Genomic DNA, 15,151 nt, shown 5'->3' with positions numbered 1-15,151 from the left:
CATGATGCTCAGCGCGCGATGCCCAGCCGCGCCTTCGCATCGTCATATTCCTTCGTCAAACGCCGCACCAGCTCGCTCACGCTCGGCACGTCGTCCATCAGGCCGACGCCCTGGCCTGCGCCCCAGATGTCTTTCCACGCCTTCGCCTTGTCGCTGCCGAAGTTCATCTTGGTCTTGTCCGATTCCGGCAGCGCGTCCGGGTCCAGCCCCGCGTTCAGGATACTTTCGCGAATGTAGTTGCCATGCACGCCGGTGAACAGGTTCGTGTAGATGATGTCCGACGCCGTGGAGTTGACGATCGCCTGTTTGTAGCTGTCGACAGCGTGAGCTTCCTTGGTCGCGATGAAGCGCGTGCCCATATAGGCGAGGTCCGCGCCCATGGCCTGCGCCGCGAGAATCGAGCCGCCGTTGGCGATCGAGCCCGACAGCACGATCGGGCCGTCGAACATGCGCCGCACTTCGCCGACCAGCGCGAAGGGCGAGGTCGTGCCGGCATGGCCGCCCGCGCCGGACGCCACCAGGATCAGTCCGTCGACGCCTGCTTCCAGCGCCTTTTGCGCATGACGCAAGTTGATCACGTCATGCAGCACGATGCCGCCGTAGCTATGCACCGCATCGACGATTTCCCGCGCCGGCGCCCGCAGGCTCGTGATGAAAATCGGCACCTTGTGTTCGACGCACACGCGCACGTCGTGTTCGAGCCGCGTATTCGACTGATGGACGATCTGGTTGACGGCGATCGGCCCGATGACCGCCTCGGGGTTGGCCGCCTTGTGCTCCGCGAGCTGCGCCTGAATCTGCGTGAGCCATTCATCGAGCAGTTCGGCCGGGCGGGCATTCAGCGCGGGGAACGAGCCGACGATCCCGGCCTTACATTGAGCCAACACAAGTTCGGGGTAGCTGACGATGAACATCGGCGAAGCGACGACGGGCAGCGCAAGTTTTTGCAGGACGGCGGGCAATGCCATAGTGCGAGTCTCCTGATTTAAGCGAGCCGGTGCGTCGTTGCGCGCCGGCGATGACTGAGTTTAGCGGCACATGGCTTGCAGCGCTTTTGCCAGCCGCAGCCATCCGAAAATTTAAGAACGGTCGTTCGATTATAGGCGAAGCGCGGCGTACGCGTTCGATTGGGTCGTTTGGAACAGTTGGAAGGAGTGTTCAGGTTCTATGTTTGCGTGGGCTATCCCACCTCGCGTGGACACATTGGGCTTTTACAATGCAGGGACTCCAAAATCACGAGAGAGACGTCATGGCCTTCGAGGATTTCACGCCCTTTCGCGTCGCCGTGGGCGATGTCGATATTTTCGGAGTGAAGGGCGGGGCGGGGCCGCCTCTTCTGTTGCTGCACGGTCATCCGCAGTCGCATCTGATCTGGCAAAAGTGCGCCGCGCAACTGGCGCAGCATTTCACGGTGATCGCCACTGACTTGCGCGGCTACGGCGCATCGGGCAAGTCGCCGAGCGACGCCGCGCACACGCCGTATTCCAAGCGCGTGATGGCGGCCGATCAGGTCGCCGTGATGCGCCATTTCGGCTTCGAACGTTTTCTCGTGTGCGCGCACGATCGCGGCGCGCGCGTCGCGCATCGCATGGCGCTCGATCATGCTGATGCCGTCGAGCGTCTGATGCTGCTCGACATCGCGCCGACGCTCGCCATGTACGAGGCCACCGACCGCACCTTTGCGACGCACTACTTCCACTGGTTCTTCCTGATCCAGCCGGAGCCGCTGCCCGAAACGCTGATCGGCGCGAATCCGGCGGCATATGTCGATGCGGTGATGGGCAGCCGTCACGCGGGCCTGGCGCCGTTCGAGCCCGCCGCGCTCGACGCCTATCGCTCGGCCCTCGCGCAACCGGGCGCGGTGCACGCGATGTGCGAGGACTACCGCGCGTCGGCGAGCATCGACCTGGAACACGATCGTGCCGACATCGAGCGCGGCCACAAGATCGGCTGTCCGCTGCGCGTGCTGTGGGGCGACAAGGGCGTGATCGAGAAGTGCTTCGACGCGCTGTCGGAATGGCGTCATGTGGCGCGTGACGTGAGTGGCCGCGCGCTGTCTTGCGGCCACTACATACCTGAAGAAGCGTCGGACGAACTGGTCGCCGAAATGCTGTCTTTCTTCGAAGCGGTCGAACAGTAGGCCTTTCCGTCCGTTCCGGTTTGCTCATACGCGAAGCCGCGCCCGCGCGTAGCTCAACCGAGCGGCGGCAAGCGGCGCGCGACCGGCGTCGACTTGACGATCGCGGTGCTGGTTTCCGCGCGCTCGGTGACTTTCGACAGAATTTCGTCGAGCTGTTCGATCGAATGGAGATACAGGCGGCAGATGAAGCAATCGTCGCCCGTTACCTTGTCGCATTCGACGAACTCCGGAATCCGCCGGATCACCTCTTCCACGAGATGCAACTGACCGGGCAACGGCTTCACGCGCACGACGGCCTGCAGCGTGTAGCCGAGCGCGCGCGGATCGATCTGCACCGTGAAGCGCTCGATCACGCCTTGCGCTTCGAGCCTGCGCACGCGCTCCGCCGTGCTCGGCGCCGACAGGCCGACCTGACGCGCCAGTTCGCTGACTGGCTGACGCGCGTCTTCCGCGAGCGCGGCGAGAAGCGCCCGGTCCGTATCGTCGAGCAGGGCGGGCGTTGGAGGAGTAAGGCGTTTGGTCATGACGGCCTTCGATTATTAGGCTGCATCGCGTGAATACTTAAGTTTAGCCATGTATTCGCACGATCGGATTAATTACACTGCTCGTCATGCAGGGATCAATCGAGGATCGAATCATGGCGTCAAATGAAATCCGCCGCGGAGCCGCGGAAATGACCATGGCGATGCTGATGTCCGGCACCATCGGCTGGCTGGTGGTGTCGTCGCAGCAAAGCCCGTTCAATGTGGTGTTCTTCCGCTGCATTTTCGGCGGAGCGACGCTCGCGCTCGTGTGCGCCGTGCTGGGGCTGTTCCGGCGCCGGCTCTTCTCGTGGAAGATGCTCGGCCTCGCGTTGCTCGGCGGCGCGGCGATCGTCATCAACTGGGTGTTGCTGTTCGCCGCATATTCGCGCGCGTCGATCTCGATGGCGACGGCCGTCTACAACACACAGCCGTTCATGCTGGTGGCGCTGGGCGCGTTGGTGTTCCGCGAGCGCATCAGCGCGTCGACGGTGGCCTGGCTGGTGGTCGCGTTCATCGGCCTCGTGTTCGTCGTGAAGGTCGAGCCGGCGGTGTTGGCGGTGCCGGGGCAATATCTGGTCGGCGTCGCGTACGCGGTGGGCGCGGCGGCGATGTATGCGGTGTCGTCGATCATTACGAAGCGGCTCAAGGGCACGCCGCCGCATCTGATCGCGTTGATCCAGGTGTCGCTCGGCGTGCTGATGCTCGCGCCGTTCGTGCGCTTCGACGCGTTGCCCACAACCGGCGTGCAATGGCTCGAATTGATCGTGCTCGGCGTCGTCAATACGGGCCTCATGTACGTGCTGCTGTACGGCGCGATCCAGAAGCTGCCGACTTCGATGACTGGCGCGCTCTCGTTCATCTATCCGGTGGTGGCGATCATTGTCGACCGGGTTGCGTTCGGACAAACGCTCGCGTGGATTCAGGTGCTCGGCGCAGTGCTGATTCTGGTGGCCGCGGCCGGCGTCAATCTCGGCTGGCGGATCGTGCCGCAAAAGCGCCTGTCGTCGACCTGACGGGCGTCGCGCCGTTGCGATCAATCACAATGCTACGGATTCCAGAGTAATCGGATGCGCAGATTGTTCATATCCGCGGACTAATGATTCGAAAGATACGCGACTGCGGGGCCTCGTCACGTGACGTGTATGCGGCTTTAAAAGCAGACGTCAAACTTCTGTAGGGAAATCACCGATGCGGTCAAAAAACAGGCACGCGTATCATGCGTCTTGACGCTGATCACGTCCGACAGAATTTCCGCCGCTCGCCTGTAATGGTCGAGCGGCTTTCTTTTTGTAGCGACGGTATCTAGCGTGCCTGTGTCAGCGGCGGCGCGTCAGGCCGCACGCGCGACGATGCGCGCTCCATCCACTTCCAGCGGTCCATTCTTCCCCTCCAGCTCTTCGACGATCCCTCGCACCAGCGCGGGCCATTCGTCGCGCGGCTTGAGCATCGACGCGGCGGCGCGCATCACACTGGCGTCGTCGAGCATTTGCAGTAACGTGTCGAAGCCCATTGCACGGACTTCGAGCAGCTTGAACACGATCAGCACCTTCAGCGCGTTCTTTGCGTTGCGTGCCGGATCGGCGCGCAGCCACGCAACACGCGAAAACGCGCGTTCAAGCGCCTGTTCGACATTCGTGAAGGGTGAGCCATGGCCGGGGATCACGAGGCGCACGTCGAGCCTCGCAATGGCTTCCAGCACGGCTTGCTCCTCGGCGAAACCGCTTTCGCCTTCCAGCTCGGGAAAGATCACACCGAAACCGTTTTCCCAGAGCGCGTCCGCGCTGATCAGGATGCGTTCGCTCGCGCAGTACAGCATCAGCGAATGCGGATCGTGGCCGGGTGCGCCGAGCACGTCCCAGTCGAGCGCGCCGAGCCGCAACTGCGCGCCGGGCGCGATCGTCCCGGTGAAGGTGAAGCGCTCGCAGGTCTGGCCGGTGGCGCGAAACGTCAGGCGCGCTTCGTCCCACTCCTGCACAGCGCCGGCTTCCGAGGCCGGAATGACGGTGCGGCACGGCCACGTCGCCTGCAAAAACGCGTTGCCGCCGCAGTGATCCGAATGCAGATGCGTGTTGACGATCAGATCGAGCGGCCGCGCGCCGAGTGCTTGCCGCACCAAGGCGAGCGTTTGCGGCGCGTGCGTGGCATAGCCGGTATCGACGAGCGCGGCGCAGGCGTCGTCCACCAGCAGCACGTTGTTCGACGAGAGCCAGCCGCGCTCGAAAACCCGAATCGATTCCGGCAGCGCGATCATGGCGAGTTGGGCGCTGCGTTAGCCTCAGCATCCGCATTCGCGGACGCTTCGGGTTTCGGCATCACGAGAATCGTCGACGAGCCGACCAGCATGGTCTCGCCACGCTGATTCACGACCGAGCCTTCGAGATGCGTCAGATCGCCGTTCAGGCTCGGCTTCCAGTAAGCATGCTTCACGCGCCAGGTGATCGTGAGCGTGTCGTTCGCATGGACGGCTTTCTTCAGCTTGATATCGAACTCCAGACCGAGCGGTTGCGCGTAGGTCGAGTAATGCGTCGCGAGCAGCGCCATGAAATGCGCGGTCGGTTGCGTGCCGGACGCGATCAGGCCGCCGAAGCGGCTTTGCGCGGCATACGCTTCATCGTGATGCAGCGGGTTGTAGTCGTTGACGAGCGCAGCGAACGATTTCACCGACTCCGCCGATAGCGCCAACGTCGAACTAAACGTCTCTCCAACCGTGACGATGCGTGGCGCGGCGTTCATCGCCGCACCTTCGGCTGGCTCGCGACGAACTCCGCGTGGCGCGCCTCGATCGCGTCCCAGACCGCGCGCTTCGCGTCGTTGTCGAACAACGACCAGCCGGCGATTTCGTCGATGGTGCGCAGGCATCCTTCGCACCAGCCGGTCGACGCGTCCATCCTGCATACGTTGATGCATGGCGACGGCACGGCGTGGTGGTCTTCGTTATCGGGACCTGCTGTCATCATCGTCATCGCGTCACGCCGTCTCGCGCAGCGCCACGTCGATCACCGGCGCGCCCGTCAGCGCGATCAGTTCCTGCGCCGTCAGATTGAACACCGCATGCGGATGACCCGCGGCAGCCCACAGACTGTCTAGTTCGAGCAGATCCGCGTCGATCAGCGTGACCGGCTCGGTCGCATGACCGATCGGGCAAACGCCGCCGATCGCATAGCCGGTTTTTTCGCGGACGAACTTCGCGTCCGCCCGGCCGATGTCGCCGACCTGCGCGGCGACCTTCTTTTCGTCGACGCGATTCGCGCCGCTCGCGATCACCAATACCGGCACGTCGTCTTCCCGGCGGCGAAACAGGATCGACTTGGCGATCTGCGCGACCGAGCAGCCGAGGCCTGCCGCGGCTTCGGCGGAGGTCTTGCCGGTTTCCGGCAGCATCACGATCCGGCCCGCGTGACCGCGTTCGCGCAGCAGCAGCGCGACGCGGCGTGCCGAGTCGGGCAGCGCGGTGAGATCGTCGGATTCGAGAGAAGCGTGGTCCGTCATCGTTTCAGGTCCTGATTGATTGCATGAGTGTTCAGCCAACGCGTCGAACCAACGTCAGACGCAGTTGGCCGCTTCGCTGCGCGCTTTGGCGAGCAGCGCTTTACCGGCGCGCGAGACATTGGGCTTACCGATGGACGTCGAGATGAAATCGCCGATCGCCACGACTTGCGCGAGGTCGATGCCGGTCTCGATGCCGACGCCGTTCATCAGATACAGCACGTCTTCGGTCGCGACGTTGCCGGTCGCGCCCTTCGCATACGGACAGCCGCCGAGGCCCGCCACCGACGCGTGATAAATCTCGATGCCTTCCTGCAACGCCGCGTAGATGTTGGCGAGCGCCTGACCATAAGTGTCGTGGAAGTGGCCGGATAGACGCTCGCGCGGAAATACCTGGGTGACGGCCTCGAACACTTCACGTGTGCGCTTCGGCGTGCCGACGCCGATCGTGTCGGCGATATCGATCTCGTCGCAGCCGAGCGCCGCGAAACGCTGGACCACATCCACTACCGACGCGACCGGCACTTCGCCCTGATACGGACAGCCCAACGCGCACGATACGCTGCCGCGAATCCGCAGGCCGTGTTCCTTCGCCGCCTGCGCGACAGGCGCGAACCGGTCGATGCTTTCCGCGATGCTGCAGTTGATGTTCTTCTGCGAAAACGCTTCGCTGGCCGCGCCGAAGATCACGATCTCGTCGGCACGCGCGGCGAGCGCGCCCTCGAAACCGCGAAGGTTCGGTGTCAGCACCGAGTAGATCGTGCCGGGACGCCGTTCGATGCCGGCCATCACGTCGGCGCCGTCGGCCATCTGCGGCACCCATTTCGGCGACACGAACGAAGCCGCCTCGACGTTGCGGAAGCCCGCGGCCGACAAACGGTTGATCAACTCGATCTTGGTCGCGGTAGGGACGAACTCTTTTTCGTTCTGCAATCCGTCACGCGGACCGACTTCGACGATTTTCACTTGCTGGGGCAGGGCCATGATGTGTCTCCTATGTCGACGCCGCGCGTGGCGGCGCTCCTTCAATGGGATTCGATGGGTTCAGTATCCACGTTCGATATTCACCACGCCGCTGACCGTGTCGCCGCGCACGAGCGCGGTGATCTTCCGCGCGACCTGGGCGACGCTTTCTTCGCGCAACGTCAGCGCGGACACGTGCGGCGTGATCGTGATGCGCGGCTCTTGCCAGAACAGATGATCCGGTGGCAATGGTTCCTCGCGGAACACGTCGAGCGTGGCGGCGGTGAGCTGCCCGCTCGCGAGCGCGTCGAGCAAATCCTGTTCGACCAGATGGCCGCCGCGCGCCACGTTGATCAGATACGCGCCGTGCGCGAGCTTCGCGAAGGTGCGCGCGTTCAGCACATCGCTCGTCTCCGGAGTATGCGGCAGCAGATTGACCAGCACTTTCACGCCGTCGAGAAACACGTCGAATTGGGCTTCGCCGGCGAACGTCGTGATGCCGTCGATCTGCCGCGGGCTGCGGCTGTAGCCGCGCACCGGCATACCGAACGCCGCGAGCGCTTGTGCGACATGCGCGCCGAGCACGCCGAGTCCCAGCACGCCGACCGTGAAAATGTCGCGCGAATGCGGTTCGAGCACTTCCCAACGGCGCTCGTTCTGCAGCGTCTGATACTCGTCGAAACGGCGCAGGTAGCGCAGCACCGCGTGCGTCACATACTCGGCCATTTGCAGCGCCATGCCGGTGTCTTCGAGACGGATCAACTGCGCGTTGCGCGGCAACGTGCCGGGCTGTTCGTGTTCGAGCGCGAGGATCGCGTCGACGCCCGCGCCGAGATTGAAGATCGCGCGCAGATCGTCGCGGCCGGCCAGCATCTCACGTGGCGGACGCCACACGACCGCGAAGTCGGCCGGCGCGCTGTCGCCCGGCTGCCATTCACGCAGATCGGCGTCCGGCAGGGCGCGGGCGAAGTCGTGCAGCCACACTGCGGCGTCGGCATGCGGCATGTAGAAGAGGATTTTCATACGGTGCGGAAGGCGCCTGCGAGTTCGGGTCGAGTGACGAAGAAGCCACGGCATGGCCGGCGCGACGGCTGCGGCGTTGCGGACGACGCTTGCGGCATGAGGCCTCCTCCTTTTATGGGTAGGCTTCATTCTACTTTTTCGACGCGAATCGCGCGCGTTTGCGTACGGGCGTGCGGTTCGGCGATGAGTTTTCCGCCGCGCGGCCCATATCTGGCGGCGCATTTGCCTGTGCATTTGCCTGTGCATTTGTCCGCGCATTTGCTCGCTCATTTGCCCGATAACCAAAGCACAAAAACTTGGTTCGTCCGCGCGGCGCCCGGCGGGACAATCATTACCCCGATTCCCGCAGCGAGGCACACACATGCTTTCATGCACCAAATCGACATGGCCGCCGCGGCTCGTCACCGTTCCCGGTTTGCACGGCAGCGAGGGCGCGCACTGGCAGAGCTGGCTGGAGCGGCAGTTCGCGCGCTCGCTGCGCGTCGAGCAAGCCGACTGGGACGCGCCGGACCTCGCGCTGTGGTCGAAATCGCTGCGCGATCTGCTGGCGCGCGAACGCGGGCCATTCGTGCTTGCCGCGCATAGCTTCGGTTGCCTCGCGACTGCGCATGCGTTGCAGCAGGCCTCATATGCGAACGACGTGGTCGGCGTACTGTTCGTCGCGCCCGCGAGTCCGCAGAAATTCGCCTTCGCGGGACCGTTCGACGCGCGGCGTCTCGGCGTGCCTTCGATCCTGATCGGCAGCGAAACCGATCCATGGATGCCGCTCGCCGGTTCGCGCGATCTCGCGCAGCGTTTCGGCAGCGCGTTCGTCAACCTCGGCGACGCGGGGCATATCAACACCGCGGCCGGATTCGGTCCGTGGCCGCGCGCCAAGTATTTCGTCGATACGCTGGTGCATTGCGCGGCGCCGCTGCGTTTTCGCGAGGAGCCGTTCGAGGCCGCACAGCACGCGTTCGTGTGAGCGATTGGGCCGCGGCGTTCGCGCATCGAGTGACGCGCGAACGGGTCACTGGCCAAGTAAGCGATCCGTTAGAATCCCGCTTCACGCTGCACGTTCGTGCGGCCACTGGTTTTTCATCATCGATAGGCGGGGACAAGATGGCAGGCAAGACGGGGACATCGCGCTGGCGGGCAGCCGGCATGACGGCAATCACGCTCGCGCTGGCGGGCATGTCGACGGCGCACGCGGATACATCGCTGCTCAACGTGTCGTACGACGTGACGCGCGAGCTGTACAAGGACATCAACGCCGGCTTCATCGCGGCGTATAAGCAGAAGAGCGGCGAGAACGTGTCAATCCGCCAGTCGCACGGCGCGTCGAGCGCTCAGGCGCTGTCGGTGCTGCAAGGCCTGCAGGCCGACGTGGTGACGATGAACCAGCCGAACGACATCGACCTGCTCGCGGAGAAAGGTCAACTGGTACCGGCCAACTGGCGCGCGCGTCTGCCGGACGACAGCGCGCCGTACACCACGACGATGGTGTTCCTGGTACGCAAGGGCAATCCGAAGCACATCAAGGACTGGGACGATCTCGCCAAGCCGGGCGTGCAGGTGATCATCGCGAATCCGAAGACATCGGGCAACGGACGCTACTCGTATCTCGCCGCATGGGGTTATCGCAAGCAGCACGGCGGCACCGACGCGCAGGCGCTCGATTTCGAAAAAGAGATCTTCAAGAATGTGCCGGTGCTCGACACGGGCGGCCGCGGCGCGACGACCACGTTCACGCAACGCGGCATCGGCGACGTGCTGGTGACTTTCGAAAACGAAGTGGCGCTGATGGACACGGGCGTGGGCGGGGGCAATTTCGAGGCGGTGTATCCGTCGGTGAGCTTGCTGGCGGCGCCGCCGGTGTCGATCGTCGACAAGGTGGTCGACAAGCGCGGAACGCGCAAGGAAGCGCAGGCGTATCTCGACTATCTGTGGTCGCCGGCCGCGCAGGACATCATCGCGCAGCATCATCTGCGTCCGCGTGACAAGACCGTGCTCGCGAAGCATGCTGCGGAGTTCAAGCCGATCAAGACGTTCACGGTGGAAGAGATGTTCGGTAGCTGGCAGAAAGCGCAGCAAACGCATTTCTCCGATGGCGGGACGTTTGATCAGATCATCGTCGACAAGAAGTAAAGCTCCAGTCGTGTAGTAAGTAAAAAGGCTGCCTCAAAAACGAGGCAGCCTTTTTTATTGCTCGTGCTTTATCTCACGCGATACAAACGCTCAGTTCGGCGCAGCGTGTTTATCGCAGCCATGCTCGCAGCCGCTTTGATCGAGTGGCATCTGTTGCGCGGCCTCGGCGCGAATGCCGAGGCGTTCGAGCAGCTTGCGGTCCGCTTCTGCTTGCGGGTTGCTGGTGGTCAGCAACTGATCGCCGTAAAAAATCGAATTCGCGCCAGCGAGGAAGCACAATGCCTGCAGCGCTTCGTCCATCTGCTCGCGTCCGGCCGACAAACGCACCATCGCGCGCGGCATGGTGATGCGCGCAACCGCGATCGTACGCACGAATTCGAACGGGTCGATCGCTTCGGTGCCGGTCAGCGGCGTGCCTTCCACCTGCACCAGATTGTTGATAGGCACCGATTCCGGATACGGCTCCATGTTCGCCAGTTGCGCGATCAGGCCGGCGCGCTCACGGCGCGATTCACCCAGGCCGACAATCCCGCCGCAGCACACGTTGATGCCTGCATCGCGCACGCGTTCGAGCGTGTCGAGGCGATCCTGATACGTGCGCGTCGAAATGATCTGCCCGTAGAATTCCGGCGACGTATCGAGGTTGTGGTTGTAGTAGTCGAGGCCCGCTTCGCGCAGTCCTTGCGCCTGATGCGTTTCGAGCATGCCGAGCGTCACGCAGGTTTCCAGACCCATGGCCTTTACGCCGCGAATCATGTCCTTGATCGGTTCGAGGTGACGGTCTTTCGGATTGCGCCACGCGGCGCCCATGCAGAAGCGCGTCGCGCCGTTTTCCTTGGCGACTTTTGCGGCGGCGAGCACTTCGTCGACCGGCATCAGCTTATCGGCTTGCAGGCCCGTGTCGTGATGCACCGACTGCGGACAGTACGCGCAATCTTCTTCGCAGCCGCCGGTCTTGATCGACAGCAGCGTCGACAGTTGCACGGTGTTCGCATCGAAATGCTCGCGATGGGTTTGCTGTGCCTTGAACATCAGATCGTTGAACGGCAGTTCGTACAACGCGACGATGTCGGCGACGCGCCAGCGCGCGACCTGCTTGGTTGCCGCGGCGTTGGCATTGTTGTTTGCCACTGCCGTGTCGGCGGGCGTCGGAGCGATGTTCAGTTGCGTCATGTCGTCAATCCTCATGGATGGATGTGTGAGTTTTTCAGCGCTGCGTGTGCCGCAGCGTCTGCAAAAGCCGGTTGATGTCGAGTTGCGCCGCTGCGAGTTCGGGCGAAGCCGGACTCAGATGCGGCACGATGCCGAGCAGCGGCGCGTCGTATTCGCGGGCGAGATGCTCGCGGATCGACGCGATGTTTTCATCGGGGAACGTCATGTCCGGATCGATGCGGTTCGCAACCCAGCCGGCGAGCGTGAGCCCGCGTGCGGCGATTGCTTCGGCGGTGAGCAGCGCATGGCTGATGCAGCCGAGCCGCATGCCGACCACCAGCACGACCGGCAGCCTCAACGCGACGGCTAGATCGGCGGTGTCCTGAGTGGCCGTCAACGGCACACGAAAGCCGCCGACGCCTTCCACCACGACGATCTCCGCGCGCTTGAGAGCTTGCGCATGACAGTCGACGATATGGTCGAGATCGAATGTCACGTTTTCCAGCGCGGCCGCGATATGCGGCGCGGCCGGTTCTTTCAGCAGATAGGGCGTGCGCATTTCGGGCGGCAGCAGGACGTTCGACGCGGCATCGAGTTGATCCGCGTCTTCGTTGTGCAGCACGCCGTTCAGTTCGAATGCGCCGGCGGCGATCGGCTTCATCGCGGCGGCTTGCAGGCCTTCGCGGACGAAGCCGCGCAACAACGCCGACGAGACGAACGTCTTGCCGATTTCCGTATCGGTGCCAGTGACGAATAAGGACAGTGCGTTTTGACTCGAGCCACTCATGCCGCTTTCGCTCCGAGTTGCTGCAAGCCTGCTTCGAGCCGGTCGAGGTCCGCTTGCGAGTGCGCGGCCGATAGCGAGATACGCAAACGCGACGTGCCGCTGGGCACGGTCGGCGGACGGATCGCCGGCACCCACAGACCCGCGCGATCGAGCGTGGCCGCGATGTCGAGCGTGGCTTCGTTCGCGCCGATGATGAGCGGTTGCACGGCCGTATGCGAGTCGACCGGCAGCCACGGCGTCGCCTTCAGCATGGCGCGCGTGCGTTCGATCAATTGCTGAAGATGCGCGCGCCGCGCGTCGCCTTCCTCGCCACCGATGATGCGCAGGCTCGCCGACACCGCGTGCGCCGCGGCCGGCACCGATGCCGTGGTGAAGATGTACGGACGCGCGCGCTGCACGAGCCACTCGATCACCGTCTCATGCGCCGTGACGAACGCGCCGGAGACGCCGGCCGCCTTGCCGAGCGTGCCGATCGAAATGAGGTTCGGCGAGCGTAGCGCGGCTTGCGCGATCGCGCCGCGGCCTTGCGGGCCGAGCACGCCGAAACCGTGAGCGTCGTCGACGATCAGCCACGCGCCGTGTTGCTCCGCGAGTTCGAGCAGGCGCGGCAGTGGCGCGATATCGCCGTCCATGCTGAAGACGGTATCGGAGACGATCACCTTGACGTCGGCGTCCGAGGCTTCGAGCATCGCACTCAGCGCTTCTGTATCGCAGTGCGGGTAGATCTGCACGTCGGCGCGTGACAGACGCGCGCCGTCGATCAGCGACGCGTGATTCAGAGCATCGGAGAAGAGCGCCGTGCCGCGGCCCGCGAGCGCGGTGAGCGTGGCGAGATTCGCCATATAGCCGGTGCTGAAGTAGAGCGCGCGCGCATTGTCGACGAAGCCGCCCGCAAATTCCGCGAGATCGTCTTCGAGTTGCGCATGCGCGCGCGAGTGGCCGCCGAGCAGATGCGAACCGCCGCTACCCGCGCCATAACGTTGCGCGCCTTCCGCGATCGCCGCGATGAGCTGCGGATGCGCGGCGAGGCCGAGATAGTCGTTGCTGGCGAAGCCGATGATTTCGCGGCCGTCCACTGTCATGTGCGCCGCGCACGGTGTGTCGGCGGTGCGGCGGCGACGGCGCAGGCCGCGCGCGTCGATTTCCTTCAGGCCTTCGGTGAGCGTGTCGAGCAGGTGCATCAGCGGGTCTCCGCGAGCGTGGCTTCGAAGGTTTCGCGCGTGCGCGAGGCGAGCAGCGCGAGTTCTTCGTCGTCGAGGATATAAGGAGGCATCAGATACACCGTGGTCGAAATCGGGCGCAGAAGCAGTTCGCGCTGCAACGCGTTTTCGAAGAAGCGGCGCGAGAATGTTTTGGCTTGCTGAGCATCGTCGATCACGGCGTCGAACGCGAAGATCGTGCCGCATTGGCGCAGATTGCGGACTTGCTTGTGCTCCGCGAGCGGCGCGAGCGCGGCCTTCAGCTTCGCGGATTTTTGCGCGTTGACGGCGAGCACGTTGTCGCTCGCGAACAGATCGAGCGTGGCGAGCGCGGCGCGGCACGCGAGCGGATTGCCGGTGTACGAATGCGAGTGCAGGAAGCCGCGCGCGGTGTCGTCGTGATAGAAGGCTTCGAAAATTTCATCACGGGACAGCACGATCGAGAGCGGCAGATAGCCGCCACTGATGCCTTTCGACAGACAGAGAAAGTCCGGCCAGATGCCGGCCTGTTCGCATGCGAAGAAGGTGCCGGTGCGTCCGCAGCCGACGGCGATTTCATCGGCGATCAGATGCACGCCGTATTGATCGCACAAGGCGCGCAATCCCGCGATATACGACGCGTCGTGCATGGCCATGCCGGCGGCGCATTGCACCAGCGGCTCGACGATCAGCGCGGCAATTTTCGTGGCGCGTGCGTCGAACAGCGAGCGAACGTGATCGAGCGCACGGCGTGCGACATCGGCGGCGGTTTCGTCGGCTTGGGCGAGGCGCGCGTCGGGCGATGCCACGACGTGCGCGTGGCGGATCAACGGATCGTAGGCGTCCTTGAAGAGCGCGACATCGGTGACCCCGAGCGCGCCGATGGTTTCGCCGTGATAGCTGTTGGCGACGCAGACGAATTCCTGCTTGTCGGCGAAACCGCGATTGCGCCACGAGTGGAAGCTCATCTTCAGGGCGATTTCGACGGCGGACGCACCATCCGACGCGAAGAACGCGTGGCCCAGCGTGTTGTTCGTGAGCGCGCTGAGCCGCTCCGCGAGTTCGATGGCCGGTTCGTGCGTGCAGCCGGCGAGCATGGCGTGTTCGAGCGTGTCGAGTTGGTCTTTCAGTGCCGCGTTGATGCGCGGATTGGCGTGACCGAACAGGTTGACCCACCAGGAGCTGATGGCATCCAGATAACGATGACCGGCGCGATCGTAGAGCCACGCGCCTTGACCGCGCGCGACGGGCACCAGCGGCAGGCGTTCGTGGTGCTTCATCTGCGTGCAGGGGTGCCAGACGGCTCGGAGGCTGCGGGCGATCCAGTCTTCGGGGGCTGCTGATGGTGGTACTGGGTTTTCCAAAGGGGTACTCCACGGGGTGCTTTTTTGCCGCTGCGCGGCGTGGCTTTTTTAGGGCCTTTTCGAGCCTCATGCGCACTTTTTTCTGCGCTGCGCGCGGCCCTTGGCGGGCTTGCGGGGTCGAGATTAGCGGTTTATTTCGTGCTCTGCACTAGGGGTGTGAGCGCGGTTTTTGCCCGCGGGGCTGGGGTTTGGCGATGTTCGGAGCAGGTGGTTTCTGTTTGTGCGTGAAGGTCGCTGATCGGCGGAGTTGACGACGGCAAAGTAGTTGCAACTTACTGGCGGGGATTTGGGGTTTGTGCCTGCTCGGCGGGTGTTTTTTGTCTGTGTTCTCTGAGGTGTTGGCCTTTCCTTGAATTCACGGTGGTCTATTGGCGTTGCCCCTGTGCGGGGCGGCACCTACTTTCTTT

16 protein-coding genes are annotated in these 15,151 nt (G+C 63.8%); 4 read left to right on the top strand and 12 right to left on the bottom strand.

The window, feature by feature from the left end:
- Positions 1–8: 8 nt before the first annotated feature.
- Entirely contained in the window at positions 9–968 is a 960-nt protein-coding gene (locus tag B0G74_RS18680) for a nitronate monooxygenase family protein (protein WP_132376282.1), read from the bottom strand.
- 281 nt (positions 969–1,249) lie between these two features.
- On the opposite strand from B0G74_RS18680, the gene B0G74_RS18675 reads away from it, so the two are divergent.
- Positions 1,250–2,140 carry an alpha/beta hydrolase gene (locus B0G74_RS18675; protein ID WP_132376281.1) on the top strand — a complete coding sequence of 297 codons (891 nt, stop codon included), beginning with the start codon at positions 1,250–1,252 and terminating at the stop codon, positions 2,138–2,140.
- Between the two features lie 53 nt (positions 2,141–2,193).
- Here B0G74_RS18675 and B0G74_RS18670 read toward each other — a convergent pair whose 3' ends face one another.
- Positions 2,194–2,664 (bottom strand): Lrp/AsnC family transcriptional regulator, encoded by a 471-nt coding sequence (locus B0G74_RS18670; RefSeq protein WP_132376280.1) that lies wholly within the window; start codon positions 2,662–2,664, stop codon positions 2,194–2,196.
- 113 nt (positions 2,665–2,777) lie between these two features.
- Between B0G74_RS18670 and B0G74_RS18665 the strand changes: the two genes are divergently transcribed.
- Positions 2,778–3,677, top strand: coding sequence for a DMT family transporter (locus B0G74_RS18665; RefSeq protein WP_132376279.1), 900 nt, complete (start codon positions 2,778–2,780; stop codon positions 3,675–3,677).
- 317 nt (positions 3,678–3,994) lie between these two features.
- On the opposite strand, the gene B0G74_RS18660 is transcribed toward B0G74_RS18665, so the two are convergent.
- From B0G74_RS18660 to B0G74_RS18635, 6 genes are read right to left on the bottom strand one after another with little or no spacing between them, the layout of a single operon-like run.
- Complete coding sequence (locus tag B0G74_RS18660) at positions 3,995–4,915, bottom strand: MBL fold metallo-hydrolase (RefSeq protein WP_132376278.1); 921 nt, start codon at positions 4,913–4,915, stop codon at positions 3,995–3,997.
- Positions 4,912–5,397: a MaoC family dehydratase gene (locus B0G74_RS18655; RefSeq protein WP_132376277.1), complete on the bottom strand. Its 486-nt coding sequence runs from the start codon at positions 5,395–5,397 to the stop codon at positions 4,912–4,914. The genes B0G74_RS18660 and B0G74_RS18655 overlap by 4 nt, the downstream gene beginning before the upstream one ends.
- Entirely contained in the window at positions 5,394–5,618 is a 225-nt protein-coding gene (locus B0G74_RS18650) for a DUF1289 domain-containing protein (protein ID WP_132376997.1), read from the bottom strand. Before B0G74_RS18650 ends, B0G74_RS18655 begins: the two co-directional genes overlap by 4 nt.
- 13 nt (positions 5,619–5,631) lie before the next feature.
- On the bottom strand, positions 5,632–6,153 hold the full coding sequence (locus B0G74_RS18645; RefSeq protein WP_132376276.1) for a YbaK/EbsC family protein: 522 nt from the start codon (positions 6,151–6,153) through the stop codon (positions 5,632–5,634).
- A gap of 54 nt (positions 6,154–6,207) precedes the next feature.
- A complete protein-coding gene (locus tag B0G74_RS18640; protein ID WP_132376275.1) occupies positions 6,208–7,134 on the bottom strand; it encodes a hydroxymethylglutaryl-CoA lyase in 927 nt (308 codons plus the stop codon).
- A gap of 60 nt (positions 7,135–7,194) precedes the next feature.
- Positions 7,195–8,136, bottom strand: coding sequence for a glyoxylate/hydroxypyruvate reductase A (locus tag B0G74_RS18635; RefSeq protein WP_132376274.1), 942 nt, complete (start codon positions 8,134–8,136; stop codon positions 7,195–7,197).
- A gap of 361 nt (positions 8,137–8,497) precedes the next feature.
- On the opposite strand from B0G74_RS18635, the gene B0G74_RS18630 reads away from it, so the two are divergent.
- Together B0G74_RS18630 and B0G74_RS18625 are read left to right on the top strand one after the other, a co-directional pair.
- The gene (locus B0G74_RS18630; RefSeq protein WP_132376273.1) at positions 8,498–9,100 is read left to right on the top strand and encodes an alpha/beta hydrolase; all 603 of its coding nucleotides are present in this window, start codon (positions 8,498–8,500) and stop codon (positions 9,098–9,100) included.
- Positions 9,101–9,237: 137 nt separating this feature from the next.
- Entirely contained in the window at positions 9,238–10,263 is a 1,026-nt protein-coding gene (locus tag B0G74_RS18625) for a sulfate ABC transporter substrate-binding protein (RefSeq protein ID WP_132376272.1), read from the top strand.
- Positions 10,264–10,353: 90 nt separating this feature from the next.
- On the opposite strand, the gene bioB is transcribed toward B0G74_RS18625, so the two are convergent.
- The 4 genes from bioB to bioA are packed head-to-tail and all read right to left on the bottom strand — an operon-like array spanning position 10,354 to position 14,660.
- Positions 10,354–11,436 carry a biotin synthase BioB gene (gene bioB / locus B0G74_RS18620; protein ID WP_132376271.1) on the bottom strand — a complete coding sequence of 361 codons (1,083 nt, stop codon included), beginning with the start codon at positions 11,434–11,436 and terminating at the stop codon, positions 10,354–10,356.
- A gap of 34 nt (positions 11,437–11,470) precedes the next feature.
- Entirely contained in the window at positions 11,471–12,202 is a 732-nt protein-coding gene (gene bioD, locus B0G74_RS18615) for a dethiobiotin synthase (protein ID WP_132376270.1), read from the bottom strand.
- Positions 12,199–13,383: an 8-amino-7-oxononanoate synthase gene (bioF, locus tag B0G74_RS18610; protein WP_132376269.1), complete on the bottom strand. Its 1,185-nt coding sequence runs from the start codon at positions 13,381–13,383 to the stop codon at positions 12,199–12,201. The genes bioD and bioF overlap by 4 nt, the downstream gene beginning before the upstream one ends.
- Entirely contained in the window at positions 13,383–14,660 is a 1,278-nt protein-coding gene (gene bioA, locus B0G74_RS18605; RefSeq protein ID WP_243658224.1) for an adenosylmethionine--8-amino-7-oxononanoate transaminase, read from the bottom strand. The genes bioF and bioA overlap by 1 nt, the downstream gene beginning before the upstream one ends.
- Positions 14,661–15,151: the final 491 nt, after the last annotated feature.

The sequence above is a fragment of the Paraburkholderia sp. BL9I2N2 genome, from assembly GCF_004339745.1.
In the GTDB taxonomy this organism is placed as follows: Bacteria; Pseudomonadota; Gammaproteobacteria; order Burkholderiales; family Burkholderiaceae; genus Paraburkholderia.
The sequence above is the reverse complement of the archived record's forward strand: the minus strand, read 5'-3'. Positions and strand labels throughout refer to the sequence as shown.

What these genes read in the sequence shown, in the direction of transcription:
- B0G74_RS18680 (WP_132376282.1), bottom strand. Translation starts at nt 968, where the DNA reads ATGGCATTGCCCGCCGTCCTGCAAAAACTTGCGCTGCCCGTCGTCGCT.
- B0G74_RS18675 (WP_132376281.1), top strand. Translation starts at nt 1,250, where the DNA reads ATGGCCTTCGAGGATTTCACGCCCTTTCGCGTCGCCGTGGGCGATGTC.
- B0G74_RS18670 (WP_132376280.1), bottom strand. Translation starts at nt 2,664, where the DNA reads ATGACCAAACGCCTTACTCCTCCAACGCCCGCCCTGCTCGACGATACG.
- B0G74_RS18665 (WP_132376279.1), top strand. Translation starts at nt 2,778, where the DNA reads ATGGCGTCAAATGAAATCCGCCGCGGAGCCGCGGAAATGACCATGGCG.
- B0G74_RS18660 (WP_132376278.1), bottom strand. Translation starts at nt 4,915, where the DNA reads ATGATCGCGCTGCCGGAATCGATTCGGGTTTTCGAGCGCGGCTGGCTC.
- B0G74_RS18655 (WP_132376277.1), bottom strand. Translation starts at nt 5,397, where the DNA reads ATGAACGCCGCGCCACGCATCGTCACGGTTGGAGAGACGTTTAGTTCG.
- B0G74_RS18650 (WP_132376997.1), bottom strand. Translation starts at nt 5,618, where the DNA reads ATGACAGCAGGTCCCGATAACGAAGACCACCACGCCGTGCCGTCGCCA.
- B0G74_RS18645 (WP_132376276.1), bottom strand. Translation starts at nt 6,153, where the DNA reads ATGACGGACCACGCTTCTCTCGAATCCGACGATCTCACCGCGCTGCCC.
- B0G74_RS18640 (WP_132376275.1), bottom strand. Translation starts at nt 7,134, where the DNA reads ATGGCCCTGCCCCAGCAAGTGAAAATCGTCGAAGTCGGTCCGCGTGAC.
- B0G74_RS18635 (WP_132376274.1), bottom strand. Translation starts at nt 8,136, where the DNA reads ATGAAAATCCTCTTCTACATGCCGCATGCCGACGCCGCAGTGTGGCTG.
- B0G74_RS18630 (WP_132376273.1), top strand. Translation starts at nt 8,498, where the DNA reads ATGCTTTCATGCACCAAATCGACATGGCCGCCGCGGCTCGTCACCGTT.
- B0G74_RS18625 (WP_132376272.1), top strand. Translation starts at nt 9,238, where the DNA reads ATGGCAGGCAAGACGGGGACATCGCGCTGGCGGGCAGCCGGCATGACG.
- bioB (WP_132376271.1), bottom strand. Translation starts at nt 11,436, where the DNA reads ATGACGCAACTGAACATCGCTCCGACGCCCGCCGACACGGCAGTGGCA.
- bioD (WP_132376270.1), bottom strand. Translation starts at nt 12,202, where the DNA reads ATGAGTGGCTCGAGTCAAAACGCACTGTCCTTATTCGTCACTGGCACC.
- bioF (WP_132376269.1), bottom strand. Translation starts at nt 13,383, where the DNA reads ATGCACCTGCTCGACACGCTCACCGAAGGCCTGAAGGAAATCGACGCG.
- bioA (WP_243658224.1), bottom strand. Translation starts at nt 14,660, where the DNA reads ATGAAGCACCACGAACGCCTGCCGCTGGTGCCCGTCGCGCGCGGTCAA.